Source organism: Nocardiopsis mangrovi, from assembly GCF_042653925.1.
Classification (GTDB): domain Bacteria; phylum Actinomycetota; class Actinomycetes; order Streptosporangiales; family Streptosporangiaceae; genus Nocardiopsis_B; species Nocardiopsis_B mangrovi.
Map to the genome: position 1 here is coordinate 81,934 of NZ_JBHSFQ010000001.1, position 25,709 is coordinate 107,642.

A 25,709-nucleotide genomic window follows, 5' to 3' on the forward strand; every position below is an offset into this window, starting at 1 on the left:
GGAGGCGGGGATGACCCCGACACGTTCCACTGCCGCGACCGTGCCCACCGTCCGGCGGGATCCGCTGTGGCGGATGGTCGCGCTGGCCCGGCCGCGCGGTTCGCGGTTCGCCCTCGGAGTGCTGCTGGGAGCCCTGGCCACGGGCTCCGGCGTGGCGCTGCTCGCCGTCGCCGCCTGGCTGATCGCCACCGCCGCCACCCATCCGCCCATCACCGCGATCAGCGTCGCCGTGGTCGCCACCCGCGCTCTCGGGGTTTCGCGGGGCGTGACGCGCTACCTGGAGCGGCTGGTCACTCACGACGCCGCGTTCCGCACGCTCGCCGATGTGCGGGTACGCGTCTACGAGCGCCTGGCGCGGACCGAGCCCATCCGCCGGTTCCGCTCCGGCGACCTGGTGTCGCGCCTGGTCAGCGACACCGACGTGACGCAGGACCTGCTCGTGCGCGGGCTCACCCCGCCCCTGGTCGCCGTGGTGACGGGCGCGGCGGCCGTCGCCTTCGCGACGGCGCTGCTGGCGCCCGGCGGGCTGCTGCTGGCCGCGGGGCTGCTGCTGGCCGGGGTCGCGGTGCCGTTGGCGGCGGCCGCCCTGGGCCGGGGGCCGGGCCGCCGCCAGGCCGCGGCCCGCGGCGACCTGTCGACGGCGCTGGTCGACACCCTCTACGGGGCCCCCGACCTCGTCGCCTACGGCGCCATGGACCGGGCGGTGCGGCGCGTCGAGGCCGCCGACGACGAGCTGACCCGCGTCGCGCGCCGCGACGCCGCCCTGCTCGGCCTCGGAGCGGGGGCGACGGCTCTGATCACCGGTCTGACCGTATGGGGGACCCTCCTGCTGGCGGTCGCCGCTGTGCGGGACGGAACCCTCGGCCCCATTCCCATGGCGGTGATCGTGCTGACCGCCCTGGCGGCCTTCGAGGTCGTCGCGCCGCTGCCGGCCGTGGCCGCGCGGCTGGGCGCCGTCCGGGCCGGCGGGGAGCGGCTGTTCGACGTGCTCGATACCCCGCCCGCGATCGCCGAGCCCGCCGGGAGCGGAACGCCGGAGGACGCTGGGGCCAATCCCGGCGGCACGCCCGGGGGTGCGGACCCGGCCGACGGCGGTCTCCCTCGCGGGGCGGACGCGGCCGGCGGCGGTACGGCCCTGCGCGTCAGGGGGCTGCGCGTCCGCTACGGCCCGGCCGAGCCGTGGGCGCTCGACGGGGTCGACCTCGACCTCCCCGCCGGGCGCACCATCGCGGTGCTCGGCCCCAGCGGGGCGGGCAAGAGCACGCTCGCGGCGGTGCTGCTGCGCTTCCGCGACCCCGACGGCGGCACCGTCGAACTGGGCGGCTCCGACATCACCGGGCTCCCGGCCGACGAGGTGCGCACGGTGGTCACCGGCGTGCCGCAGGACCCGCACATCTTCGCCAGCACCCTGCGCGAGAACCTGCGGCTGGCACGGCCCGGGTCCGACGACGGGGAGCTGTGGTCGGCCCTGCGGCGCGCGCGCCTCGACCACGAGGTCGAGGCGATGCCCGACGGCCTCGACACCGAGGTCGGATCGCACGGCACCCGGCTCAGCGGCGGCATGCGCCAGCGGCTCGCCCTCGCGCGCGCCCTGCTGGCGGCGCCGCGGGTCATGGTGCTCGACGAGCCGACGGCGCACCTCGACCCCGATACGCGCGACGAGGTCGTGGCCGATCTGCTGGACGCGGCGGAGGGGTATTCCACGCTGCTCATCACCCACGACCTCGCCGGGCTGGACCGTGTCGACCGCATCTACGTGGTCGCGGAGGGCCGCGTGCTCCAGCACGGCACCCATGAGGAGCTCCTCGCCCGGGAGGGCTGGTACCGCGACGCCCACCGGACCCGCTGACCTCGGGGTGGACCGGGCGGGACCCGCTCCGGGGGCGCGGACCCCGCCGGGGTGGGTGCCGGCGACCGGGGGAGAAGGGCGGCGCCGGCGCACGCGGGAAAACGCCTGGCGGAACGGACGGCGCCGCGGTAGCGTCCCGTCCCGTTCTCCGCCGCTGACCGGCGGCATCCGCGATCCCGCGAGCGAAAGGGCGATCCCCATGACCGGCCGGCCCGTGACGACGACCCTGTGGCGCCCGACCGGCCCGGCGGAACTCGGCCTGGTGCGGGAACTGCGATGGCGCGCCTGGCCGCCCCGGCTGCCCGAGCAGCCGATCTTCTACCCGGTCCTCAACGAGGACTATGCCATCAGGATCGCCAGGGACTGGAACGTCGAGCGCGACGGCGCCAGCTTCGTCACCCGCTTCGAGGTCGACTCCGCGTTCCTGTCCCGCTACCCCGTGCGGCAGGCGGGCGGGCGGACCATCCTCGAACTGTGGGTTCCGGCTGAGGACCTCGACGCGTTCAACGCCCACATCGTGGGCCGGATCCAGGTGGTCCACGAGTTCCGCTGAGTCCGGAGGCGGCGCGCGGTGCCCCGTGCGGCCCGCGCGCCCGCCCTGGGTACCGCCGCCGGTCGTCCGCCGGCCCTGTCCACAGGCACGGGACCCGTGTGGCGGTGGAGACGGTACGTCCTCCAGCATGGAGATCGAGGGACGGCCGCACGGGCGTCCCGTCCACCACCGCCGGAGGTGTCGCATGGGGATCCTCGCCGGGCTTCTCGCCGTCCTGCTCGTCGGCGCCGCCCATCTGCCCGTTCCATCCGGCCCGTCCGGCCCCTCCGCCGGGCGCGCGGGCGGAGATGGGGGCGGCGAGCTCTCCGGGTTCGTCGTCGGGTCCGTGCCCGAGCGAGCCGGGGACGACCGCGCCGATTTCGCCACCGAGTGGGGCGGGGTGGCCTTCACGTCCCGGGTATGGGAGGGCGCCGCCCCCGGCGGCGGCTACCGCGTCGGCCTCAAGGTCAACGTGCTGCGCGGAGCGGCCCTGACCGACCTCGCCGCGCTGCGCGCGTTCCTCGCCGAGTACCACGAGATCGACCCGGGCACGTGGGAGCTCGACCCCTTCGACCACGGCACGAGCCCGGGCCGGCACGGCGACGGCCGTGCCTTCTGGCTCGAAGAGCCCGGCCTGGCGGTATCCCTGTGGCTCGATCCCCGGCGCTTCGGTGAACCCGAACTCCTCACCACGGCCCAGGCCGTCCAGCGCAAGGCATAGGCAGGGGGACGTCACGGCCGCTGCGCCCGGGCCGCGTCACCGCGGCATGACCGGGACCGAGGCCGGGGCCGGGATCGGGGCCGGGGCCGGGATCGGGGCCGGGGCCGGGATCGGGGCCGGGGCCGGGATCGGGTCAGAGCCAGTCGTCCCAGATGTCGCCGCTGAGCCAGCCGCCCGGTGAGCGGCCGTAGCGGATCTTGAGCGACCCGCCCTTGACACTTCCCTTGACCACGAAGTGCGGGGCAGGCGGAGCGGGCGCCGGCGGCACCCTGCTGTCGACACTGCCCAGCCACGAGGTGTCGACGTCCACCGCGGCGGTCGCGCCGTCGGGCAGCACGACCCTGGCCTCGCCCCAGGATTCGCCGAACTCCAGCTCGACCACATCGCTGAGCAGGGTGGCATCACGAAAGTCCAGGCGTACGACCCCGTAGGGGTTGACCACCCGCACCCGCGCGGGCACTTCCCAGGCGCCGCGGCGCACGATACTGCCCGCGATGGAGGACTTGAGCACCAGCGGGGGCCCGGGTGACGCGGGCGGGTAGGCCGCCGGGGTGACCGGTGCGGGGGCCTGGACCCCGGGGATCGGCAGGTCTGCCGTCAGCGGGTCGAGTTCGGCGTAGGTGCGGGCCGCGAAAGCGCGGTCCAGTCGTTCATCGAGTTCGTCGAGCGTGATGCGGCCCTCGGCGGCGGCCTCGCGCAGGATCTCCGCCACGCGGTCGCGGTCGCGGTCGGAGGCCCGCATCCGGCCGTGCGCGCCGTCCGGGCCGCCGTCTGCCCCGTGCGCGTCCATCCGCCCTCCTCGTCCCCGTCCGCCATCGGTGGTCCCCCGCCGTTCACCAGCGGGTCCGACCCCGGTCACCGGCCCGCGACCACCGCGATCATGGTACGCCGTACCGAATGGCGGGAATACGGCGGGCATTTCACGACGGTCGGCGAATGCCCCAGGGAATGCGCGACACGGGACCGGGAAAACGCGCGCCCTTTTCGGCCATACGTGCAATGATTGTTCGCCCGTTGACCGCGACGGTGACACCCCGCAAAGAAATGCGAATACAACCCCACCGAATTCACGATGCCGTGGACCTGTGCGCCGCGGGCGCGGCGGTTGAGGCCCCTGCCGGGGAAGGACGGGCCCTGGCAGGGACCTGAGCCGCCCTTCCGCCCGATCGGCCGCCCGGTCAGACCCCGGCGGGCTCTCCCGCCGTGTCGCCGACGGCCGCCGCGGGCTCGATCCGGCCGCGCGCCGACGCCCACCGCTCGAAGACGACCGTTCCCAAGGGCGGGACGCTCGCCACCAGCGCGAGCACGCCGGTCCACAGGCTCCAGCCGAGCCGGTACCAGGCGATTACGGCGATGATCACGTAGAGGATGAACGCGGCCCCGTGCAGAGGACCGAAAATCTGCACACCGATCTCGTTGCGAACCACCACGTACTTGAAGAACATCCCGACCAGCAACCCCGCCCACGTGACGGCCTCGACCGTGGCGATCACCCGGAATATGGTCAGTACCGGCTTGGACACGTGGGCTCCTGTTCGTGCGGGGGTGGTGGCGGAGGGCGCGAATCCCTCTCCCCCAGTCTGCTCCACCGCTCGGAGGCGGTGGCACCACCCCCTCGGTGAACCCCATCACCCCCGATTACGGACGATCGATATCACGGGTTACGGACTTCAGACGACCCGGGAATCCGGGCGCCGCTGACGCTTTTCCCACCCGAATCCGGCCGCGCCTCGAAAACACCCTCGAAACGACCGCTCTGACCTGCCGTTTCTCCGTCCCCGAATTCCCCCTCCCGGGTGCCGTGGATCGCCCTCCACGAGCCGTTTGCCGGAATTGCGCAGCGAGCATGACCTTATGTGGAAGCGCGGTCGTGCACGCCGATCTTCCCGCCCGACTCCCCATGTCAGGACTGCGACCGGAGGAACAAAGGACGTGCCCAAGCTCGCCATCTCCCCGACCTTCCTCTCCGAATTCTCCCGGCTCGAGAACGCGATCCAGGCGGCGGCGCTGACCGCGGTGCAGGCCTACATGTCCGGCGACCGCGACCGGCTGGAGGCCGTCGCCGACACCCCCGGCCCCGGCATCGGGCTCCTGCGCATCGGCCCGGAGTGGTCCGGTGTCGTCGCGCCCGCCACCGGCCCCGGCGACACTCGGTGCCTGGTGGCGGTCCGCCCGCGCGACGAGGCGATCGCCTACGCGCGCGGCCTGCGGCCCGCGGGCGGCCCCGAGATCGAACTCGTCGGCGGAGGCCGCCCGCCCGCTCCCCCGGCCGGCGCGCCCAAGGTGACCGGCCCGGCCGCGCTCGCCGACGCCCTCGCCGGGTCCTTCGACGACTGGCGGACCACGCTCCACCCCGACCAGCGCCGCTTCACCGACGCCCATTTCACCGGCTCCGCGCAGGTCACCGGCGGCCCCGGAACCGGGACGACCGCGGTCGCCCTCCACCGGGCCGCCTACCTCGCCGCGCGCGACGCCGCCGCGTTCCCCGACCTCGACCGGCGCGCGATCCTGCTCACCACCCGCGGCCGCCTGTCGGCCCGGACCCTGTCCGGGCTGCTCGACCGCCTGCTCCCGGACGCCGACGTGCGCGCCCGGGTCGAGGTCGCCACCGTCGACTCGCTGGCCAGGGGCGTGGTCTGCGAGCACACCGGCACGGTGCCCGAGGCGATCAGCGGCGACGCCCTCGGCGAACGGTGGCGCGAGGCCGCCTGGTCCGAGGGGCTCCCCTACTCCGGGCGCTTCCTCGCCGACGAATGGGAGCAGGTGATCCTCGCGCAGTCCATCGCCACCTGCCCCGACTACATCCGATGTGAGCGCAGCGGCCGGGTGCTGCACCTGGCCCCCGAGCACCGCACGCAGGTGTGGGAGACCATCCAGCGCTACACCGCCGCCATGCGGGTCTCCGGCGAGTGGTCCTACCCGCAGATCGCGGCCGAATCGGCCCGGATCCTGGCGCGCACCGGGCCGCGCTACCGCCACGTCGTGGTGGACGAGGCCCACGACCTGCACCCTGCCCAGTGGCGGCTGCTGCGCGCCATCGTCGCCGAGGGGCCGGACGACCTCTTCATCGCGGGCGATCCGGACCGGCGCGTTGGCGACCACCGCGTGTCGCTGGCGTCGCTGGGCATCAACGTGCGCGGGCGCAGCCACCGGCTGCGCACCGTGTACCGCGTGAGCCAGGAGATCCTGCACTGGGCGGCCCCCCTCCTGGGCCGGCCCGCGGGTGAGGGCGTCGGAACCCCCGACGGCCGGGGCTCACTCCTGAACGGTCCCGAGCCCGCGGTGCGCGGATGCGTGAGCCGCGACGAAGAGCGCCGTGCCCTCGGCGACCAGGTCCGCGCGTGGCTCGAAGCCGGGGTCGCACCGTCGTCCATCGCCGTGGCCGGCCGCAACCAGTGGGTGGTCCGCGGCCTGGCCAAGGAACTGACCGCGCGCGGCATTCCCACGGCGCCGCTCGACGCCGACGACGGCATCCGGGCGGTGCGGTTGGGGACCATGCACCGGCTCAAGGGCCAGGAGTACCGCTGCGTGGCGGTCGCGGGGCTGAGCGAGCCCCTGCTGCCGCCCAAGGCGGCGATCGACTCCAGCGAGGGCGACCCCGTCGCCCTGGAGCAGGTCTACCAGCAGGAACGCAACCTCCTCTACGTCGCCTGCACCCGAGCCCGCGACACCCTCTATGTCTCATTCGTCGGCACCCCCAGCCGCCTCCTCCCCCACATCGACCCTGTGACCTGACCGAACACGGAAGAACGCAGCCGTCGGCCCTCCCGGGCTCCACCCGGGAGGGCCGACGGCTCTGATCGGCACGAAACGGCCTCCCGGGCGAAGCCCGGGAGGCCGTGGCCGTCGTTCAGCCCGATCAGCTGGGGCAGACGAACGACGGAGTCCTCGAACGAGTCGAGCGTGCTCAGGCGGCTCGCCCACCCGCATTCCAGCGAGCCCAAACGGTGGTGTAGCCGTTGGGGTTGCGAAGAGTCCCCCACACGTCGGCGAACGCGCCAACGAGCGCGAGGCCACGGCCGCCTTCACCGCCGTCCCGGGGACGCTTGACGACGGGACGGCTCGGCCGGTGCAGCAGCGGCCCGTTGTCGATCACCTCAATGCGAGCAGCACCACCCCGCGACGCCTCGATGTAGAGCCCGACCTCCCCGCCCCAAAGCCCACTACGCGAGTGCCGCACGGCGTTGGCCACAAGCTCCGTCACCACGAGCTGCGCGTTGTACAGATAGGGATGCCGCGCCCCCAGCCCGGACACGAGCAGCCGCCGCGCTTCAGCAGCACTCTCCGCCCGCCCGGGAAGCACGTGCAACCGCCCGTGGTGATCGCTCCCCTTCAACGGAGCCAAATCCCTCCGCGCCCGCAGCATCACCACGCCACCCCCACCGCCGCCACGATCCGCCGCGTCCGATTCGCAGCGGCCAAGGCGCGAGGAGTCGTCATCGCATAGCGCCTGACCAGGGATGCACGCCACCGCTTGGCCCGGATGCCGTCGTAACGCTTGAAGTCACGCATGAAGAACCCCCGAGGGGTCGAGTCGCTTGGAACAGAGCGACTGGGAACGAGTACAGCTCCATAATGAATCCTAGAAATCTAAGATTCAAGCGCTATTCCTTAGATTGCTATATGTCTGTTTTCTCGCCTTGGAGGGCTACGATCAGCAACGACAAGCATCTGCGCACGAAGGGGAAGCGAGTGGCCGCGAGTCCGACCATCAGACGGCGCCAGCTTTCGGCCATCCTCCGGCGCATGCGCAAGGACGCCGGGTTGAGCCTCGATGAGACCGCCAAGCGCCTGGAGTGGTCGCGGGCGAAGCTCGGCCATATCGAGACGGGCGAGCGCAAGAAGCCCTCGGTCGTCGAAGTCAAGGCGCTTCTGCGCGAGTACTCGGTTGAGGAGGGTCACGAGCACTACGACGCGGTCCTCGCCCTCGTCCGCCAAGCGCAGCAGCGTGGCTGGTGGACGCGCTATGACGACATCCTCACGGGCTCATACGTCGAGCTTGAGGCCGAGGCCACCAGCATCGCGAACTACGAGGCGTTCGGTGTCCCCGGCCTCTTGCAGACCCCGGGCTATGCACGGATCGTGCAGCGGGCCCGGCTCTGGCGCGATCCCGATGACATCCAGCGAGCGGTCGACGCGCGGATGCGCCGCCAGCAGATCCTGACCGCGGAAGACGCGCCGGACGTGTGGGCGGTCATCGAGGAACATGCCTTGCAGCGCTTGGCGGGCGCACCTGAGGTCATGCGCGAACAGATCGATCACCTGGTGAAGCTGGCGGACTCCTCCAGCCGCATCACGATCCAGGTCCTTCCGACGAGCGCGGGGGTCCATGCCGGTGCCACGGGCCCATTCGTCATCATTGATTTCCCTGATCCCGCGTCCCCGGTGGTCTACCTGGAGACGTTCACCGACGGCCTCTACCTTGAGCGGCCCGACGAGATCAGCGTGTACCGCAAGCTGTGGGATCACGTGCGTAGCTCCGCACTCGATGAGGAGCGGACGATCCCGTATCTGAAGCAGATGCTGAGCCGATAGAGAGATCGACATGCAGCCGTTCCCCCACGCCGCCAGATGGCGCACGTCCACCTACACCCAGCAACAGAACTGCGTCGAGGTCGCCGACGGCCCGAACTCATCGGCGCTCCGCGACACGAAGAACCGCGATGCGGGGAAACTCGTCTTCCCCGGGGTGGAGTGGCGGTCCTTCCTCCGCGCGGTCAAGAACGACGCGATCTGACCTGAAGACGACTGCCCCCAGCCGCCGGGCGGCTGGGGGCAGTCGTGTACTCGTTCCGCCCGAGATCGTATCCCGACCCGGTGCATCCGGCCACAGCCTTTCACCCCACCTCATCCAAAGTGCAGATGACGACGGGTAGGTGGGTGCTGGGAAAGAAGATGTGGGCGTCGTCAGAGGTGACGGCGTCGCCGCCGAAAGCGTTGGGCACGATGAACCGGGAGCAGATCCACGAATCGGCGCCGCCCCATTCGCGCATGTAGGAGCGGAGTTCGTCGTTGCTTGCGAGAAGGGCGACCAATCGGCAGGCGTGCTCACTGGAGAGCTTCAGCCATACCCGGTCCTGGTAGAAGCCCGACCAGCGGTGGTCTCCGGGCGGGACGGCGAGGGACGGTACTTCGTGTAGGGACTCACCGAAGTTCTGGCAACTCGCCCTGAGACGGATGCCGATACCCCACAATCTGCGGACCAGAGGGACGATGTCCCGGTCGATCCGGGCTGTACCCCCATCCGGGGTTTCAAGCACTCGGAACGGATGGATCGACGACCGATCGCCTGACACGTACGTCCCCTTCCCGATGTCCTACTCGCGGGCTCTGAAGCGTGCTTTCCGCCCACATCAGTACGGCCCTGATGTGGCGGAGATCGAGCCCCTGGTAGGGATCCGGCTGGACGAGCAACGTCGGAGATCCACGCAGAGAACGCTGAGCTGCCCACTCGTAGTCGAGCGGAGCAAAATCGTCGTCGATCCACGCCACCGGGGCGTCTCCCACCCATGCGGAGACGGGATCCCGCTTCCAGAGATATCCGTGCGGGTGGGGAGTGGATATGTCGGGTGTTCCCAGATCGATGTACGGCAGAGCCCCCAGCCCCAGAGGGGGCCCGATGAGACGCCCCGCATCCTCCATCCAACTGCTCGCCCACACTGGGTGGAACAAGCGCGTGGATCGGACGGCCTTCACCCACCGCCCGTGGTAGGGATCGAGCCAGACGGGAACGTCGCGGTGACCTTGGGGCGAGACGAGATGCGGACGGTGGCCCGGAGGGATGGAGCCCCCCGGACCAGGAAACGGGTTGAGGACCCCATCAATATCGATCAACAGGTAGGCAGGGGCGACCACGGGCTGGACCTCCTGGCGAACGCTAGATCTTGAGAAGTTCAGCGCCGTCGCCGACATGACGGCGGACTGCGGTGATGTACGCCGAATCCGCGGCAGGATCGGCGATCCATGTGACCGCCTGGGCGAGAAACCATTCCAGGGCCCACACCCGGTGCCACCCCAATGCCCAGCGCTCTGCGTCCAGTCCGCCTCTAGGAGCGAGTGCCCCGGACTCGCCGCCGGCCTCCACATAGCCTTCGATGAACACCCGCGTGGCGTCCGGGTCCGGGGTGTCCACGGTTCCGTGCCAAGAGGCCAGGTCGATCAGCCCCGGACCGCGGAAGGCTCGGGCGAAGTCGTACAGCCGGACACGGTCGCCGCGTACGAGCACGCTTTCGGGATGGAATTCCCCATGCACCCACCCGTAGGGCGGCGTGAGCGCGCCCTCGGCGCGGCTCCGGCCCGCCCGTGCGAGTTCCGACAGGGTCTCGCCGATGTCGTCGGTGCCTTCCCAGCGGTCCTCTTCATAGAGAAGCCGAAGGTTGCGCAGCGCGCGCTCAGGGAGCGAGGCCAGAAAGCCTGCATCCGCGGGCGGAAGATGCGGTGGTACCGCCGCCGCGTGAAGGCGGACGGCCGCGGCAATGCCGTGGGCGTCGGTGGGATCGCAATCCGGTGCCCCCATGTCCTCCATGAGCATGCCGAGCAGAGTTCCCGTCCTGATCGACGCCTCGACCCTGGGGACGTCGACCCCTGCCTGCAACGCACTGAGCAGGGCGGTGTGTTCATGGGTGAACGGCTCGGTCGCACACTTGAACACCAGCGATCCGCCATCGGCCAGCCGCAGCCGCTCCACGTGCGATAGCTCCCAGCTGTGCAGGACGTCGACGTTGTCGAGCAGCGGACCGACGCCGACCCGACCGAGTACGTCCCGCCGCAGCTGATCGATCTCACACTGGTGCATTCATTGCTCCTTGTCATGGCCTGGCTCCCCGCCACTCGGCGGGGAGCCAGGTTCTCCTGGCCCGCAATCAGACGGCGCGGTAGGACCGAACCTTCGTCATCCACTCGTCGCGGAATTCGGCGAGTTCGTCGCGGAAGCGATCCATGGGGGTCCCGTAGGGCGCCACGGCTCCACCCCTCCGGTCGGGAACGGACTGGCAGCCGTGCACCAGTCGTCCCCCGAGAGCCGCATGGGCCTTCACACTCTCGATTCGTCGGTTCTCGTTGAACCACCCGCCGTGGTACACCTCGTCGAGCAGCCCGACGGTCTTCTCGTCGAGATCGAAGACCACTTGGGCGGCGTCGGCGAAGAACCAGCAGGGGCCGACGTTGGTGATCCTGCCGTCCTGCTCGACCTTGTTGAGCGCGGTGAAGACCGAGACCTCGGCCAACATCCGCAGGTGCGTTTCGGTGATTCCCTCCAGACCCAGCGCAGGCAGGTGCTCCGCACGAAACAGGAAGCTGTAGACGTCCCAGGCGATACGCATGACTTCGGCTGGATCGTCCGTGGTTCGGCCGTTCTTTGCGATGTATTCCAGAGTGGTCTGCTCGATGGCGGACCCCGGAGTCTCGTCGACCGGGAGTAGTTCGTCAGAGACCTTCTCCCAGCTGATGACCGTCCAGGTCCGAGACTCCAGACGGAAGAAGTACTCATTGGACTCGATGCCTATCGTGCGGCCTTCCACGGTGACGCCTGGGATGCGGCTCCACCGGGTATCGAACTCGACGGGTAGTTCCACGGTCGTGCGGGCGATGAGGGGGGTCACCGGGGGTGCCCTCCTCGTCCTGCGACCGTATTCGAACCTCTTTGCACGGGGCTCTCCGATACCTTGGGCGCGGTGTCGCGCCGTTACCTCGAGCCAACCGTCAGTCGCGGCACACGACCACAGCCAGGATGGGGCAGATACGAGGCACTGATGCGGCAACGACAGCGCTGACCTACGACAACGTTGCTGATCGACTCGGACGGAGGCTGAGCGATGGAGCCCAGACGACGCGAACTGGCCCAGCGCCGGAAGTGCCTCGGCCTCACTCAGGAGGGGCTGGCGGGTCTCTTAGGGGTCGAACGATCTACCGTGGTGCGATGGGAACGCGGAGAACGGGAGCCCCAGCCATGGATTCGTCCCAAGCTCGCACGCGGATTACAGATCTCGCTGGAACACCTCGATCGACTGCTGGCCGGAGCCGACGAGAGCTCCCATCGGATGGGGTACATCGATGATCGCGATTCTGGGATCGCACTCCGTACCCATCCGGATCCCACGGAGATCGACGACATGAAGCGTCGCGAACTGCTACGCCTGTTCAGCATGGCCGGCACGGTGATGGCACTACCCTCTGCCCAGATCATCGACGTGGAACGTGTCTCTTCGGCCGCCGACCCTCGTAGCCGACCTGATGCCGCGCTCCTTGGCGAGTACGCTCAGCTCAATACCCACTTGTGGCGAGTTTTCGCGTTGACCGACGTCAAAGGCCAGATACTCCCACTCGTCCTCGATCAGCTGGGTGTTCTCTCCGATCAACTGAGCCGAGTTCGATCGCAGGCCGATCACCGGAGCCTGTGCGGCTTGGCCGCCGACCTGTTTCAACTGGCCGGGGAACTCTTCTTCGACGGGGACCGGTACACGAGCGCCGCCCACTGCTACACCCTTGCCGCAACAGCCGGTAAGGAAGCCGGAGCGTTCGATCTGTGGGCGTGCGCATTGACCCGGCACGCCTTCATCTCCGTCTACGAACGCCGATTCACCCAAGCCTCCCCCATGCTGGAGCTGGCAGCCGCCGTAGCCCGCCGCGGAGACGGTTCGTCGTCCACGCGGCACTGGGTCGCCGCCGTTCAGGCCGAGAACTTCGCCGGTCTCGGTGACCTCAGCGCTTGCCAGCGCGCTCTCGACGCCGCTGCACATGTCCAAGGACTCAAGGGTTCCGTGCACAACGGCGGATGGTTACGCTTCGACGGCTCGCGCTTGGCCGAGGAGCGCGGGACCTGCTATACCGCGCTCGGTCGCGACGACTTAGCCGAATCCGTACTCACGGACGCCTTATCCGGGTCCCTCACCATCCGCCGGAAGGCGAGTGTGCTCACCGATTTGGCCATGCTCGGCGTCCGACGTCGAGACCCGGATCAGGTGGTCACCTATGTCGATACGGCTCTGGCCGCCGCTCGCCGGACCGGTTCTCGCGTGATCGGTCGCAAGCTGCATGGCCTTCAGCCACACCTGGAGCCCCTACTGGCGCACTCTCAGGTCCGGCGTATCGACGCCGACATCACGGCGCTCTTCAACAGCCCCTCCATCAACGGATGACGAAGGAGACCTGTGCAGGATGAACGAGGCCGGGTGTTCCGGCAGGCGTGGATCGACGGCGTGAACGCGTACTATCCCGGGGAGCCCAAACCGGGATACATCACCCCGTGGGAGGACACCCCCGATTGGGAGCGCGAGGCGGCGACCGCTGTATATGACCAGGTCTCCGCCTTCATCACCGTCACGAACGGTGCCGCCGCGCGGCTCACCGCCGAGCAGAAGGGGCGGTTCGTCGCCCTGTGCTGGACCGGCCAGATCTTCAAGCATTTCGCCGACCCCAAGCCCTCCTATGTAGCCGACTGGGAGCAGCTTCCCGAGTGGCAGCGGAAGACCGACTCCGGCATCTTCGAGCGCATCGAACAGGACCTCTGACCTCGTGGTCGTCCTGATGCTCCGGCCAGGTGCCCGGCGGATGCCGGGCACCTGGCCTGCTCCTTGAGCGTGCTGGCCGTCAGACATGGATCAGACCGCTGGGACGCGGAGGTTTGACGGCGCGGAGTCCGTCCTCGGGCGTCAGCCGGTCAGGGTCGGTCGGCGATCCGATGGGCCAAGGTGTCGAGGAACTCGTCGAGGCCGGGCGCGGCGAGGTCGAAGCGGGCGGAGTGGGATGGGGTGGCGGACCGCCACACGCGTCTGGAGCCTGCCAGTGCGAACAGGTGCCCGCCGCCGTCGCTGGCGAACACCAGAGCCGGTTCCTCCCCGTCGATACGGATCGGGCCGTACTCGCGGAAATGCCCCGCGACCATCGAGGGCGGGTGGACGAAGTATCCGGCGTCCACGTCGGGCAGCGAGATCTCGGCGACCACCCAGTACAGCGTGGTCAGGTCCGACGGTATCGGCGTCAGCTCCACCAGCGCGTCCGTGTCCCGGTGGCTCTCCTCCGTCGCGCATGCGATCACGTTCCTGCCGGGCGGGAACCCGTGCCGCGCCTGGAACGAGCGCATCGACTCCGCCAGGTCCGCGCCCGCCCTCGTGCACCAGGCCCGTACCCACTCGGCTTCGAGCCGCTCACCGCCCACGCACGACCTCCTCAGTGCCGGGTCCCCCTGCGCATGAAGCGGAGTCCCCTCCGCGTATTCGGGAGACCCTACAGCGACCACGTCCGACGGAGGGCGGCGCTTTCGACGCCGACTTCGAGGTCGGCGGGCCCCGGGCGTCAGTGCCCGATGCCCCGAGGCCCGCCGGCCTGCCGACCCGCCGGCCCGCCGGCCCACTGCACTGTTGGCCTCCGGCTCGCCTACGTGCGGTCGAACTGGAGGTAGTCCAGGTTGAATCCGTCCGCGTCGTCGATGTTCACGACGAACTCGTGGGTGCCGGCGTCGAAGCGTCGCGTCTCCACCGGCTGTGTCATGAAGGCACGCTCGTCGTTCGTCGTGTTCATGACGTCGAAGGTCGTCGAGTCCTCATCGTCCCAGTCCACGGTGACGCGGCCCGGGGACCCGCTGTCGGAGGCCAGGCGGGCGGAGACCTCATAGCGGCCGGGGCGCTTGATGTCGATGGTGTACCTGATCCATTCCCCCGCCTGGACGGAGCCGACGGCGACCGCGCCCTCGATGTCGCAGACGTCGACGTCGCCCTCCGGCTTGAGGCCGCAGGTGTCGGGGTCGAGGTCGTGGTAACCGACGCCCTCGCCGCCCGGCGCGTAGTCCTCGGCCTGGACCCGCACGGTCCGGTTGCCGCGCTGGGACTCCCAGAACCGCATGTCCCCGCCGTTGCGCCAGTAGTCCAGCGCCTCGACGGAGTCGGTCTGGATCATGGTGGCGTCGTATTCGTCGACGACCGTCTCCCACCCCAGCGCCGGGTCGCGGCGCGACGCCTCGTCGGTGTAGGTCGCCGCCAGCCCGTTCCACATCGTGTTGATCCACACCCGGCTGTCCTGCTGGATCTCGTCGAGCACGGCGGGCTGGACCTGCGGGTCGGTGAGCTCGTCGAACACCACCTCGTAGGCCACGGGCCGGCGGTCGGGGAAGGTCCCGACCACGTCGGCGTTGCCGTCGTTGATGATGTGCATGTACTGGATCTCGGGGTCCCGGGCCATGAACTCGGCCGCTTCCGACACGGTCGGACTGCCCTTGAACAGGGCGTGGTCGACGGTGTCGGTCTCCTCCAGCACCCGGTAGGCGCCGTCGCGGGCGGCCCACCCCTTGTCCAGGTTGACCAGTGCGCGCCCCCGGACCTCGAGCATCGCCTCCTCAAGGGTCGGCACGGTGTGGTCGGTGAGCTCGGCCTGCGCACCGCCCAGGTGCTCCTTGAGCCGGAGTTCCTTGATCTGCGCCAGCGTCAGATCGGAGACCTCGCCGGTCCCATTGGTGGTGCGGTCCACGGTCTCGTCGTGCATGAGCACCGGGTGGCCGTCGGCGGTCTCGCGGACGTCGATCTCGACGATCTCCGAGCCGTCGCGGATCGCCTCGTCGATGGCCGCGATCGAGTTCTCCGGATGCTCCCGCCACTGCCCGCGGTGCGCCGCGATCATCAGCGGCGCGTCCTCGGAATGGTCGAGCAGGTTCTGGTGGATCCGGTCGAACGGCTGCCCTGCGGGCGCCGCCATCGCGGGACCGGCCGGGGCTAGAACGGTGAGTGCCAGCGCGCCTACAGCAGCGCTCTGGCCGAGGGGCACGGTACCCACGGACGCTCCAATCTTCTTTTTCACGGACGACACGCAAGGCTCCCTGTGCAGGTCGAACCGGGATCGAACGGCGTCGGCCGGGTCCGGTGAACAGCCCCGGAAGATCATGGACGCGTCCGGGGGCCCGTGGTGACTCCCCGTCGCTCGCCGACCGACCGGCCGGAAGTCGCCCCTGGCCGTTCGCCGACCCGTCGGCCCAACTGCCGGGCCCGACCGCGGCCGGGTCTGCGGGGGTCGCGGCGATCCGGGTTCCCGCGTGGCCCTCAGACCACGGGGACGCGCAGGTCGGAGGGGCGCGAATCCGCATCAGGGCGCGCGGCGAGGCCGGGGGCGAGGTCGGCCAGCAGGGTGAGGGCCAGTTCGGCGCGGCGGACGCGCTCGCGGCCGAGGTCGGCGGCGAGGCCGGCGATGTGGCGGCCGCTCGGGTAGATGTTGGGGGCGTTGCGCACACCCAGCTTCACGTAGACCGGGGCCGCCGTCCGGATCAGCTCGGCGACGTCGTAGAACCGGACCGCACCGCCCTGGTCGTCGGGCACCTCCACGTAGACGTCCACGGCGGCCGCCGTCGCGGCGCGGATCTCGGCGATGTCGCGGACCGGCAGGTCGGTGGAGACGTTGAGGCTGGTCGCGCCCAACCGCTCGTAGACAGCGCCCGTCGGGGCGTTGGCCAGCGGCATCAGCACCGACGTCTTGAGCGCGAGCTCGGCGGGCAGGACGCCGTCCTCCTTCATCCGGCCCAGGACCTCCAGCACGCCCACGTCCCCGACGAGCAGGCTGCGGATCCCCAGGTCCACCGCGCGCAGCGCCTCGTTCACACACGCGGCGAGGGTCGCGTTGCCGCGGGCGGCGCCGCCCGCGGCGGAGGTGGCCTTCGCCTGCCCGCCGATATCCCAGGCGCCGCGCGGGCCGATGAAGAGGTTGACCTCGACCCCGGCGCCGGCGCCCATGGCCGCCATCCGGCGGATCTCGGCGTCGGTCAGCATCATGACGCCGCTGCCCTGCGAGACGCGGTCGATCCGCACGCCGCGCGTCTCAGCCTCGTCCAGGACCGCGGCGAAGACGTCGGGCCCCTCGCAGCTGGGGATCTCGATCCGGAAGCGGGCGCCGTCGGAGAACGTCGCCGCCGACGCGGGCAGCGTTCCATCGAGAACGGGGTGGCCGAACCGGTCGGCCAGTGCCAGCAGTGCCGTGTGCTCCATGGTGGGGTCCGTCCTTGTCCGGAGGGGTGGTGGGGGCGCGCGGGATCCGCCGGCCCCGCTGGGCGGGCCTCTGCCGTGCGGCGGCCGGTCAGGCTCCGGCCGGGGGGTCGAGGGTGACCACAGCGGTTCCGACCGTCGTGGCCTCGCCCTCGGCGTTCTCGGTGCGGATGGTGAGTTCCACGCGGCCGCCGTCGGCCGATTCGACGCGGGCGGCGCAGGTCAGTTCGCGGTCGCGGACGTCCATCCCCCGGTAGCGCACGCTGAGGGAGGTGAGGCGGCCGGCGTCACCGGCCCATTCGCTCACGAGGCGGCCGAGCAGCGCCGCCTTGTACAGGCCGTGGAGGGAGAGCTCCGGGTGCCCGAGGCGGCGGGCGAAGTCCAGGTCGTAGTGCATCTCGTAGAAGTCGCCGGCGGCCCCCGCGTAGCGGACGATGTCGCGCAGGGTCGGCGTCAGGCGCAGTGGCGGCGGTTCGAACCCGGCCTCCGCCGATCGCGCCGTGGCGGTGCGGCCGGCGGCCTCCTTGCCGCCGGCGGCCTGCGAATCGCTGGTGGCCTCGTTGTCGCTGGTGGCCTCGTTCAACGCGTCCTCCTTGCGGAGTGGGGACGGTACGGGGGTGGTGCGGGCCGCGGGGGCGCGGCCCCGGCGGCTCGGACGGCTGAGCCTCAGCGGCGCAGGCGGACGCCCGTGTGGCGGACGAGGAGGGCGCCGCTGTCGTCGCGGAAGTCGGTGACGAAGGTGAGCAGGGCGAAGGCGCCGGACCGGCCGTGCTTCTCGGTGACCTCGGTGAGCACCGGCGCCGAGTGCAGGACCGTGCCGATCCGCACCGGGCCGTGGCCGTCGAACGTGTCCTCCCCGTTCAGCCAGCCGGTCCCGTAGGTCAAGGCGGCCGGGCAGTCGGGGGGTTCGCTGAGGAAGCACGCGACGAAGGTGAGCGGTGCCTCGTCGGACCGGGACGCTCCGATCGCGTCCTGGTAGGCGTGCAGGTGCCGCCGTTCGACGGCGTCGGTCCGGGTCGCGCCACGCCAGCCGACGGCGGCGTGCAGGCTCGCCATGCCGCTCATCCCCGCGCCTCCGGCTCCGCCGGCTCCCGCGGCTCGTGCGATGCCTCCGCTCGCAGCCTGTCGAGCCAGGCCCGTGCCTGTGGGCTGCCGTCGTCCAGGGTGTCGGCGATGTCGGCGATGAACGTGCGGTCGCCGTGGTGTTCGAGCTCGGCCAGGACGGGTGCCGGGTCCCCCGCCTCGATCAGCTCCAGCAGCCGGCGGTGCCGCTGCACGTCCTGGGCGGGGGTCTCGGCCCTCTGTGCGCGGGCCCGGCGGTTGAGCACCATGCACAGCAGCATCTGGAGGTAGAGCGAGCGGTAGGTGTCCTCCAGGCGGTCGTGCCCGGACAGGCCGATCACCGAGAGGTGGAAGCCGAACGCCGCCTCCGACAGCGCGGCCGGGTCGTCGTCGGCCGCGGCCAGCTCCATCGCGCCCAGCGCCGACCGGCAGCGCGCCAGCCGGGCGCCGTCGGTGACCGGGAGCGCGAGGTCGATCGCCATGCGCTCCAGAACGCGGCGCAGGGTGACGATCTCGTAGACGTCGTGCAGGGTCAGCGGCGTGACGATGGCCCCCTTGTGGGAGACCTGCCTGATGAGCCCTTCGCGTTCCAGGACCCGCAGGGCCTCCCGGAGCGGCGGCCGGCTGATGCCGAGCTCCTTGGTGAGCTGGTTCTCGACGACGCGGTCGCCGGGGAGGAGGTCGCCGCCGATGATCATCCGGCGCAGCGACTGCGCGGCGAGCTGCACCATGCTCGGTGGTCGCTCGATCTGCGGTGCGCCCTTGCGGGGCGTCGTCGACTCGACGGTCGTCATGCCTCTCCCTGTCCCGTTCGCCCGAGCCGGCACCGGTGAACCGGCTCACACGGCAGTGTGGCGCAGACCTTGCCTTTTGTCTATTGACTGTTGTAGACAATAGTCCACCCGATGAAATGTGGCCCCGGTCACCACTCACGGTGTCCGGGGACACTCACCCGCGTGGAGAGGACCGCCATGCCCCCGCAGCCCGACCCTGATACGCATGAGACGGCGCGGCCGCCCCTGAGCGGCGTCAAGGTCGTGGAGGTCGGCGCCTACATGGCCGCCCCCTTCGCGACCATGCAGCTCGCCGACCTCGGCGCCGACGTCGTGAAGATCGAGAACCCGGACGGCGGCGACGCCGTGCGCGACATCGGGCCCTTCATCGACGGGTACAGCTCCCCGTTCATGCGGCTGAACCGCAACAAGCGCTCCGTCGCGATCGACCTCAAGGCGCCGGAGGGCGCCGCGGTCCTCCGCAGACTGCTCGACGATGCCGACGTCCTGGTGCAGAACCTGCGCCCGGGCGCCATGGACCGCCTCGGCCTCGGCTACGGCGACCTCTCCGAGAGCCACCCCGCGCTGATCTACGCGTCGGCGTCCGGGTGGGGCGAAGACGGCCCGCTCGCCGACCTGCCCGGCCTCGACATCATGGCGCAGGCCCGCTCCGGGCTGATGAGCATCACCGGCATGCCCGACGGCGACCCCGTCAAGATCGGCGTACCGATGTGCGACCTGACCTGCGGCCTCTACGTCGCCATGGGGGTCCTCGCCGCGCTGGAGGCGCGGCGCACCACGGGGCGCGGACAGCACGTCGACGTCTCCCTCTTCGAGTCCGGGGTCTCCTTCACCATCTGGGAGGCGTCCAAGTACTGGGCGACCGGCGCCGTCGGCCGCCCCAACGGCTCCGCGCACCAGAGCACCGCCCCCTACCAGGCCCTGCGCACGTCCGACGGCTGGATCACCGCCGGCGCCGTGAGCCCGAAGACGTGGCAGGGCCTGTGCAGGGCACTGGACCTCCCGGAGCTGCTCGCCGACCCCCGCTATGCCGACGCCCACGACCGCCACGGCCTGCGCCACGAACTGATCCCCGCCATCGAATCGGTCACCCTGCGCCGCACGACCGACGACCTCATCGCCGCCCTGGACGCGGCCGGGGTGCCGTGCGCGCCGATCAACCGGACCGACCAGACCTACGACGACGCCCACCTGGCACAGCGCGGCTTCTTCTGGGACGCCGAGCACCCCGGGGCCGGCCGGGTGCGCCAGATCGGATCGCCCATGCGGTTGTCGGCCACCCCCGTGCGCCGCGGCCCGGCCGGGCCGCGGCTGGGATCCGACACCGGGAGCCTGCTGGAGGAGGCGGGCTTCACCCTCGCCGAGATCGCCGACCTGACCGGGCGCGGGATCGTGGGCGCCGCCCCCGCCGTGAGCGACCCGGCCCCACCGTCTCCCGGATCCTGACCGTCGCTCCGGCCGTCCCGCCGGCCCCATCCCTCGCACCGCCCCGCCGCGCACGGGCCCGCGGCCCGTGCGGGCCCCATCCCGCCCCACCCCGCCGCACCCACCCACCACGACAGGAGCCCCCATGTCCCACTCGGTCACCGCCGGCACCACCCGGACCGCGCACCGCGTCGTCGAGGAGCGGCACTGCACCCGGCGCGGAGAGCACGACATCTTCTCGACGCCCAATCTGGTGCTGTTCCTTGAGGAGACGGCGATCGAAGCGCTCGCCGGCCACATCGGCGAGCACCAGAGCAGCGTCGGCAGCCGCGTCGACATCGCGCACACCGCACCCACGCTGCGCGGCCAGAGCGTCGCGGTCACCGCGACCGTCACCGAGGTCGACCGCCGGCGCGTGGTCTTCGAGATCAGCGCCCACGACGGCGTCGACGAGATCGCCACGGGCAGCCACGAGCGCTTCATCGTCGACCTCGGCAAATTCGGCGCCCGGCTCGGCGCCAAGAGCGATGCGCTCCGGTGACGGCGCCCGCCCGCCCAAGGGTCCGATGATGCGCGCCCGACGCACCGCCGCGGCCGCCGCGGCCCTGCTGCTCACCGCCGGCACCGGCGCCTGTTCCGGCGCGGCCGGCTCCGATGAGGCCGGTACGAGCGAGCTCACCGGCGACGTCACCATGGTCGTCCCCTTCGGCGCCGGCGGCGGCAGCGACATCGCCGGGCGCACGATCGCCGCCGGCCTCGAAGCCGCCACGGGCGCGACCATCACCGTGGAGAACCGCGACGGCGGGGCCGGCGCGATCGGCTACACCTACCTGCTGTCCAAACAGGGCGACCCGAACTACCTGCTGGCGACCGAGACGGCGCTGCTCTCGCTGCCGATGACCGCCGATACCGAGTACCACTACACCGACTTCACGCCGATCATGAGCATCGGCGAGGACTTCACCCTCCTCGTCGTGGCGCCGGATTCGCCCTTCGACGGCTGCGCCGACGCCGTCGAGGCCGCGAAGGAGCAGCGGGTCGTCGCCGGGGTGTCGGGGGCGGCCAGCCTCGACAACGCGGTCTTCGCGATGGTCGAACAGGACACCGGAGCGGAATTCGACCGCGTCCCCTTCGAATCCGGCGGCGAGGTCATGGCCTCGCTCATCGCCGGGCGCATCGACATCGCGTCGCTCAACCCGAGCGAGGTCCTGGGGCAGCTGGAGTCGGGAGACCTGCGCGCCCTCTGCGTCGCGGCCGACGAACGCTACGACTACGACGCCCTGTCCCAGATCCCCACCGCGAAGGAGGAGGGGATCGATGTGTCCTACGGGCAGTTCCGCGGGGTGATCGCCCCGGGCGGGATCACCGAGGAGGCCGCCGCGCACTGGGAGGACGCCGGCCGGGAGTTCGTCGCCGGCGACGCCTACGACGACTACATCGCGGCCAACCTGCTCCAGCCCGGCCCCCTCTACGGCGCGGAGTTCCGCGCCTACCTCGACGACAACCGCGCGAGCCTGGAAGAGGTGATGAACCCGTGAGGACCTTTCCCCGCCTCTCCCCCGGCAGTGGCCCGTGGACATCGGAGCGCCACGGCCAGGTGGTCGCGTTCGGCGTGCTGACGGGCCTCGGCGGCGCGGTGGCCGTCGCCGCGTTCGCCTATGGCATCTGGATCGATGAGGGCCGGGTCGGCGCCGGCATGCTGCCCCTGGCCGTCGGCCTGATCCTGCTACTGACCTGCGGATCCCTCTTCGTCGCGGCGCTTCGCCGGACGCTGGCCGGGCGCGGGCCGGCCGCCGATGCCGACTCCGGCCCCGGCACCGACGCCCGCGGGCGCAGCCGGGCGGAGCGGGTGCGCAACCTGCGCATCGTGTTCGCGCTGACCCTGGCGATGGTCGCGGCGCTCCCCCACATCGGGCTGCTGCTCGCGTTCGGTGCCTACATCACCGCCGTGTCCACCCTGGTGGAGAAGCGCCCCTGGTACACCTCCCTGGCCATCGCGGCGGCCGCGGTCGCCGCCCTGCACATCGTCTTCGGCGTCCTGCTCGGCGTCCCGCTGCCGGGCTGGACCCTGACGCCGGGGATCGGGGGATCGTCGTGATCGACAACCTCATGATGGGCCTGGGGACGGCCCTCAGCCCGGAGAACCTGCTGTGGTGCTTCGTCGGCGTCCTGGCCGGAACGGTGATCGGGCTGCTCCCGGGCCTGGGCTCCAGCACCGGCGTCGCGGTGCTGCTCCCGCTGACGCTGGGGTTCGAACCGGTGACCGCGCTGATCATGCTCGCCGGGATCTACTACGGCTCGCAGTACGGCGGCACGATCACATCGGTGCTGATCTCGACGCCGGGCGAGGCGTCCAGCGTCGCGACCACGTTCGACGGCTACCAGATGGCGCGGCGCGGCCGGGCGGGCGCCGCCCTGTCGATCGCGGCCATCGGGTCGTTCGTCGCCGCGATCGCCTCCCTCCTCCTGCTGTCGGCGCTGGCCCCCGCGTTCGCCCGGTTCGCGCTGAACTTCGGGCCGGCGGAGAACCTCGCGGTGATGGTGCTCGGCCTCGCGACGATCGTGGGCTTCTCCGGGGGATCGCAGCTGCGGGGCGTCGCCATGGCCGGGGTGGGGCTCCTGCTGGCGACGGTCGGCATCGACTCGGCCACGGCGGAGTCCCGGTTCACGTTCGGCAGCACCGACCTGCTCGGCGGCATCCCCTTCGTCGAGGTGATGATCGGCCTGTTCGCCGTGGGCGAGGTGATGTACCAGCTCCGCGTCGGCGAGGCCGTGCCGATCCGGGCGAAGTTCCGCGACCTGGTGATCACCCGCGACGAGCTGAAGCGCTCGGGCGCGCCCATCGTGCGCGGCAGCGCCATCGGGTTCGTCCTGGGCTGCCTGCCCGGAGCGGGCTCCACCCTGGCGTCGTTCATGGCCTACGGCGTGGAGAAGCGCGTCTCGCGGCACCGGGACGAGTTCGGCAAGGGCGCGATCGAGGGCGTGGCCGCGCCGGAGAGCGCGAACAACTCCGCGGCCAACGCGAACTTCATCCCGACCCTGGCCCTGGGCATCCCCGGCGGGGCGACGACCGCCATCCTGCTGGGCGCGCTCATCGTCTACGGCGTGCAGCCCGGCCCTCTGATGTTCGAGGAGCAGCCGGAGCTGGTGTGGGGGCTGCTGGCGTCCTTCTTCATCGGCAACCTGATTCTGCTGGTGCTCAACCTGCCGCTGGCCCCGCTGTTCGCGCAGATGCTGCGCATCCCCTACGCCTACCTGTACCCGCTGATCATCTGCACCAGCTTCGTGGGCGCCTACTCGATCGACAACAGCCTCTACAGCGTGTGGATCGTGTTCGTGTTCGGCGTGGTGGGCTACCTGATGAAGCTGCTGGACCTGCCGATCGCGCCCCTGGTCCTGGGACTGGTGCTCGGGCCCCTGTTCGAGAAGGCGCTGGTGCAGACCTCGGCTCTGGGGGACGGGAGTTTCATCCTGGTCGCGCAGAGCCCCATCGCGGTGGGCACCCTGGCCCTCGCTATCGTGCTGGCCGCCGGCCCCGCACTGCTGACGCGCCTGCGCCGGCGCCCGGGGAGCACGGCCGACGGGCCGCCGACGGACGGCGGTCCCGTCCCCACCACCGGCGCGCCCGCGCCGGCGGAGCCGACCGCACCCGGCGGGGCGGCCGACCGAGAGGAACGATGAATGAACGCGAGCCCCGAACTCCTCGTCGAACGCCAGGGCGCGGTCCTGGCCGTGACCTTCAACCGCCCCGAGGCCCGCAACGCCATGACCTGGGGCATGTACGAGGGTCTCTATGAGGCGTGCGAACTCGCCGACAACGACGACGGCGTGCGCGCGATGCTGCTGCGCGGGGCGGGGACGGCCGCCTTCGTCGCGGGGACCGACATCGGGCAGTTCACCGAGTTCCGCGACGGCGCCGACGGGATCGCCTACGAGAAGCGGATCGAGCGCGTGGTGACCCGCCTGGAGTCGGTCACGGTGCCGACGGTGGCCGCGGTGCGCGGCTACTGCGTCGGCGGCGGCCTCGCCCTCGCCGCGGTGTGCGACCTGCGGGTGGCCGATGAGACCGCCCGCTTCGGGATCCCGGTGGCGCGCACGCTCGGCAACTGCCTGTCGATGAACACCTACTCCCTGCTGGTGCACCACTTCGGCCCGGCACGGACCCTGGACGTGCTGCTGCGCGCCCGCATGTACACGGGCGAGGAGGCGGCGGCGGCCGGGTTCGTCGCCGAGGTGTGCCCGCCCGCCGACCTCGACGGACGCGTGGCGGGGATCCTGGACCGGCTCCAGCGGCACGCGCCGCTGTCCATGTGGGCCGCGAAGGAGGCGGTGCGCCGCCTGCGGCGCAGCACGCTGCCCGATGGGGACGACATCGTCGCCCGGGTCTTCGGCAGCGACGACTTCGCGGCCGGCGTCCGGGGCTTCCTGGCCAAGGAGCGCCCGCAGTGGACGGGCCGTTGACCGGGTGACCCCCGCGTGCCGTCCCGCCCCGCCGCCGCGCGCAGGGCGGGGCGGCACCGCCGTCGCGGCCGGGCCGGCCGGGCCGGCTACACCGACTGGCGGGTGCCGGTCTTGTTCTGGTGCAGGTGGTCGAGGACCTCGGCGAAGCGCTCGCCGAGCATCTCGTGCAGGTGGCGGGCCATGGCCTGGGCGAGCATGGAGTCGACCGCGGCCTGGGCCAGAGGGCGCAGCCGGCGGATGAGGTCGGCGGCCTCGCCGATGTCCTCGCCCTGGAGCAGGCCGTCGGGGGCGTGCTCGGCGACGATGTGGCCGGTGATGGCCTGCACGAGGTCGCCCGCCGCCGCGTCGACCTGCGTCTTGAGGCGCTCGGCGATGCCGAGTGCGGTGGGCACCGGGATCCCGGCGGCCACCAGCTCGGCACCGACGTTGAGCAGCCGCGGGCTGGGGACGCGGAAGCGCGGCCCCTCGCGTTCGATGATGCCCAGCCGCAGCGCGCGGGCGACGTCGGGCTGGGTGACCTCGCCGTTGAAGAGCCCGCTCAGCTCTTCGTCGTCGATGTAGTCGGGGATCTCATCGGACCACGGCCCGCCCACCGCGGTCTCGAAGCCGAGGATGTCGGTGAGGTTCCCGCCGCGCTCCCACGCCGTGACGAGCTCGCTGATGTTGGCGAAGGTGTAGCCGCGCTTGAGGAGCTGGCCGATGAGCCGCAGCCGCGCGAGGTGCGCCTCGGTGTAGATCCCCACCCGGCCCTCGCGGCGCGGCGGGGAGAGCAGCCCGCGGTCCTGGTAGACACGCACGTTGCGGACGGTGGTGTCCGCAAGCCGCGCCAGCTCGTCGATGCGGTATTCGGCCATGGGGTCCAGCCTAGGGACTTTTCGCCTCCTACTCGACAGTAGCAAGCCATCCA

Annotated in this window: 27 protein-coding genes; 14 read left to right on the forward strand and 13 right to left on the reverse strand. The window is 71.2% G+C overall.

Annotated features, from left to right (window positions below; translation table 11 throughout):
* The first annotated feature begins 10 nt into the window (after positions 1–10).
* The 3 genes from cydC to ACFO4E_RS00385 all read left to right on the forward strand — a co-directional run bounded on the left by cydC (position 11) and on the right by ACFO4E_RS00385 (position 3,102).
* A complete protein-coding gene (cydC, locus tag ACFO4E_RS00375) occupies positions 11–1,849 on the forward strand; it encodes a thiol reductant ABC exporter subunit CydC (protein ID WP_378570340.1) in 1,839 nt (612 codons plus the stop codon).
* A gap of 199 nt (positions 1,850–2,048) precedes the next feature.
* Complete coding sequence (locus ACFO4E_RS00380; protein WP_378570342.1) at positions 2,049–2,402, forward strand: ADP-ribosylation/crystallin J1; 354 nt, start codon at positions 2,049–2,051, stop codon at positions 2,400–2,402.
* A gap of 184 nt (positions 2,403–2,586) precedes the next feature.
* Complete coding sequence (locus tag ACFO4E_RS00385; RefSeq protein ID WP_378570344.1) at positions 2,587–3,102, forward strand: hypothetical protein; 516 nt, start codon at positions 2,587–2,589, stop codon at positions 3,100–3,102.
* 133 nt (positions 3,103–3,235) lie between these two features.
* Here ACFO4E_RS00385 and ACFO4E_RS00390 read toward each other — a convergent pair whose 3' ends face one another.
* Together ACFO4E_RS00390 and ACFO4E_RS00395 are read right to left on the reverse strand one after the other, a co-directional pair.
* A complete protein-coding gene (locus ACFO4E_RS00390) occupies positions 3,236–3,892 on the reverse strand; it encodes a DUF1707 SHOCT-like domain-containing protein (protein ID WP_378570346.1) in 657 nt (218 codons plus the stop codon).
* Positions 3,893–4,280: 388 nt separating this feature from the next.
* Positions 4,281–4,625, reverse strand: coding sequence for a DUF3817 domain-containing protein (locus ACFO4E_RS00395; RefSeq protein ID WP_378570348.1), 345 nt, complete (start codon positions 4,623–4,625; stop codon positions 4,281–4,283).
* 409 nt (positions 4,626–5,034) lie between these two features.
* Here ACFO4E_RS00395 and ACFO4E_RS00400 point away from each other — a divergent pair, with 409 nt between their 5' ends.
* Entirely contained in the window at positions 5,035–6,837 is a 1,803-nt protein-coding gene (locus ACFO4E_RS00400; protein ID WP_378570350.1) for a 3'-5' exonuclease, read from the forward strand.
* A 172-nt stretch (positions 6,838–7,009) separates the two neighbouring features.
* Here ACFO4E_RS00400 and ACFO4E_RS00405 read toward each other — a convergent pair whose 3' ends face one another.
* A complete protein-coding gene (locus ACFO4E_RS00405) occupies positions 7,010–7,468 on the reverse strand; it encodes an ATP-binding protein (RefSeq protein ID WP_378570908.1) in 459 nt (152 codons plus the stop codon).
* A gap of 326 nt (positions 7,469–7,794) precedes the next feature.
* Here ACFO4E_RS00405 and ACFO4E_RS00410 point away from each other — a divergent pair, with 326 nt between their 5' ends.
* Both ACFO4E_RS00410 and ACFO4E_RS00415 read left to right on the forward strand, forming a co-directional pair.
* Positions 7,795–8,637 carry a helix-turn-helix domain-containing protein gene (locus tag ACFO4E_RS00410; RefSeq protein WP_378570351.1) on the forward strand — a complete coding sequence of 281 codons (843 nt, stop codon included), beginning with the start codon at positions 7,795–7,797 and terminating at the stop codon, positions 8,635–8,637.
* 10 nt (positions 8,638–8,647) lie between these two features.
* Positions 8,648–8,839 carry a DUF397 domain-containing protein gene (locus ACFO4E_RS00415; protein ID WP_378570353.1) on the forward strand — a complete coding sequence of 64 codons (192 nt, stop codon included), beginning with the start codon at positions 8,648–8,650 and terminating at the stop codon, positions 8,837–8,839.
* Between the two features lie 100 nt (positions 8,840–8,939).
* Here the strand turns inward: ACFO4E_RS00415 and ACFO4E_RS00420 are convergent, their stop codons facing one another.
* The 3 genes from ACFO4E_RS00420 to ACFO4E_RS00430 form a co-directional block, all read right to left on the reverse strand.
* On the reverse strand, positions 8,940–9,362 hold the full coding sequence (locus ACFO4E_RS00420) for a hypothetical protein (RefSeq protein WP_378570354.1): 423 nt from the start codon (positions 9,360–9,362) through the stop codon (positions 8,940–8,942).
* Between the two features lie 617 nt (positions 9,363–9,979).
* Positions 9,980–10,897 carry a phosphotransferase family protein gene (locus tag ACFO4E_RS00425; protein ID WP_378570356.1) on the reverse strand — a complete coding sequence of 306 codons (918 nt, stop codon included), beginning with the start codon at positions 10,895–10,897 and terminating at the stop codon, positions 9,980–9,982.
* Between the two features lie 67 nt (positions 10,898–10,964).
* Positions 10,965–11,702, reverse strand: coding sequence for a hypothetical protein (locus ACFO4E_RS00430; protein WP_378570358.1), 738 nt, complete (start codon positions 11,700–11,702; stop codon positions 10,965–10,967).
* Between the two features lie 213 nt (positions 11,703–11,915).
* Here ACFO4E_RS00430 and ACFO4E_RS00435 point away from each other — a divergent pair, with 213 nt between their 5' ends.
* Together ACFO4E_RS00435 and ACFO4E_RS00440 are read left to right on the forward strand one after the other, a co-directional pair.
* Positions 11,916–13,238, forward strand: a complete 1,323-nt coding sequence (locus ACFO4E_RS00435; protein ID WP_378570360.1) for a helix-turn-helix transcriptional regulator — start codon at positions 11,916–11,918, stop codon at positions 13,236–13,238.
* Positions 13,239–13,250: 12 nt separating this feature from the next.
* Complete coding sequence (locus ACFO4E_RS00440) at positions 13,251–13,610, forward strand: hypothetical protein (RefSeq protein WP_378570362.1); 360 nt, start codon at positions 13,251–13,253, stop codon at positions 13,608–13,610.
* Between the two features lie 149 nt (positions 13,611–13,759).
* On the opposite strand, the gene ACFO4E_RS00445 is transcribed toward ACFO4E_RS00440, so the two are convergent.
* The 6 genes from ACFO4E_RS00445 to ACFO4E_RS00470 all read right to left on the reverse strand — a co-directional run bounded on the left by ACFO4E_RS00445 (position 13,760) and on the right by ACFO4E_RS00470 (position 18,916).
* Complete coding sequence (locus ACFO4E_RS00445) at positions 13,760–14,257, reverse strand: hypothetical protein (RefSeq protein ID WP_378570363.1); 498 nt, start codon at positions 14,255–14,257, stop codon at positions 13,760–13,762.
* Positions 14,258–14,475: 218 nt separating this feature from the next.
* Entirely contained in the window at positions 14,476–15,864 is a 1,389-nt protein-coding gene (locus ACFO4E_RS00450) for a glycerophosphodiester phosphodiesterase family protein (protein WP_378570365.1), read from the reverse strand.
* Between the two features lie 263 nt (positions 15,865–16,127).
* Positions 16,128–17,063: a U32 family peptidase gene (locus ACFO4E_RS00455; protein WP_378570367.1), complete on the reverse strand. Its 936-nt coding sequence runs from the start codon at positions 17,061–17,063 to the stop codon at positions 16,128–16,130.
* A gap of 88 nt (positions 17,064–17,151) precedes the next feature.
* Complete coding sequence (locus ACFO4E_RS00460; RefSeq protein ID WP_378570368.1) at positions 17,152–17,643, reverse strand: MaoC/PaaZ C-terminal domain-containing protein; 492 nt, start codon at positions 17,641–17,643, stop codon at positions 17,152–17,154.
* An 83-nt stretch (positions 17,644–17,726) separates the two neighbouring features.
* Positions 17,727–18,125 (reverse strand): FAS1-like dehydratase domain-containing protein, encoded by a 399-nt coding sequence (locus tag ACFO4E_RS00465; RefSeq protein WP_378570370.1) that lies wholly within the window; start codon positions 18,123–18,125, stop codon positions 17,727–17,729.
* Entirely contained in the window at positions 18,122–18,916 is a 795-nt protein-coding gene (locus tag ACFO4E_RS00470) for a GntR family transcriptional regulator (RefSeq protein ID WP_378570372.1), read from the reverse strand. The genes ACFO4E_RS00465 and ACFO4E_RS00470 overlap by 4 nt, the downstream gene beginning before the upstream one ends.
* Before the next feature lie 162 nt (positions 18,917–19,078).
* Between ACFO4E_RS00470 and ACFO4E_RS00475 the strand changes: the two genes are divergently transcribed.
* From ACFO4E_RS00475 to ACFO4E_RS00500, 6 genes are all read left to right on the forward strand, one after another.
* Complete coding sequence (locus ACFO4E_RS00475) at positions 19,079–20,362, forward strand: CaiB/BaiF CoA transferase family protein (RefSeq protein WP_378570374.1); 1,284 nt, start codon at positions 19,079–19,081, stop codon at positions 20,360–20,362.
* A gap of 124 nt (positions 20,363–20,486) precedes the next feature.
* Positions 20,487–20,882: a thioesterase family protein gene (locus ACFO4E_RS00480; protein WP_378570376.1), complete on the forward strand. Its 396-nt coding sequence runs from the start codon at positions 20,487–20,489 to the stop codon at positions 20,880–20,882.
* A gap of 25 nt (positions 20,883–20,907) precedes the next feature.
* A complete protein-coding gene (locus tag ACFO4E_RS00485; RefSeq protein ID WP_378570378.1) occupies positions 20,908–21,879 on the forward strand; it encodes a tripartite tricarboxylate transporter substrate binding protein in 972 nt (323 codons plus the stop codon).
* On the forward strand, positions 21,876–22,439 hold the full coding sequence (locus tag ACFO4E_RS00490) for a tripartite tricarboxylate transporter TctB family protein (protein WP_378570380.1): 564 nt from the start codon (positions 21,876–21,878) through the stop codon (positions 22,437–22,439). Before ACFO4E_RS00485 ends, ACFO4E_RS00490 begins: the two co-directional genes overlap by 4 nt.
* Complete coding sequence (locus ACFO4E_RS00495) at positions 22,436–24,022, forward strand: tripartite tricarboxylate transporter permease (RefSeq protein ID WP_378570382.1); 1,587 nt, start codon at positions 22,436–22,438, stop codon at positions 24,020–24,022. Before ACFO4E_RS00490 ends, ACFO4E_RS00495 begins: the two co-directional genes overlap by 4 nt.
* On the forward strand, positions 24,023–24,802 hold the full coding sequence (locus ACFO4E_RS00500) for an enoyl-CoA hydratase/isomerase family protein (protein ID WP_378570383.1): 780 nt from the start codon (positions 24,023–24,025) through the stop codon (positions 24,800–24,802).
* A gap of 86 nt (positions 24,803–24,888) precedes the next feature.
* Here ACFO4E_RS00500 and ACFO4E_RS00505 read toward each other — a convergent pair whose 3' ends face one another.
* Complete coding sequence (locus ACFO4E_RS00505) at positions 24,889–25,656, reverse strand: MerR family transcriptional regulator (RefSeq protein ID WP_378570385.1); 768 nt, start codon at positions 25,654–25,656, stop codon at positions 24,889–24,891.
* Positions 25,657–25,709 lie beyond the last annotated feature (53 nt).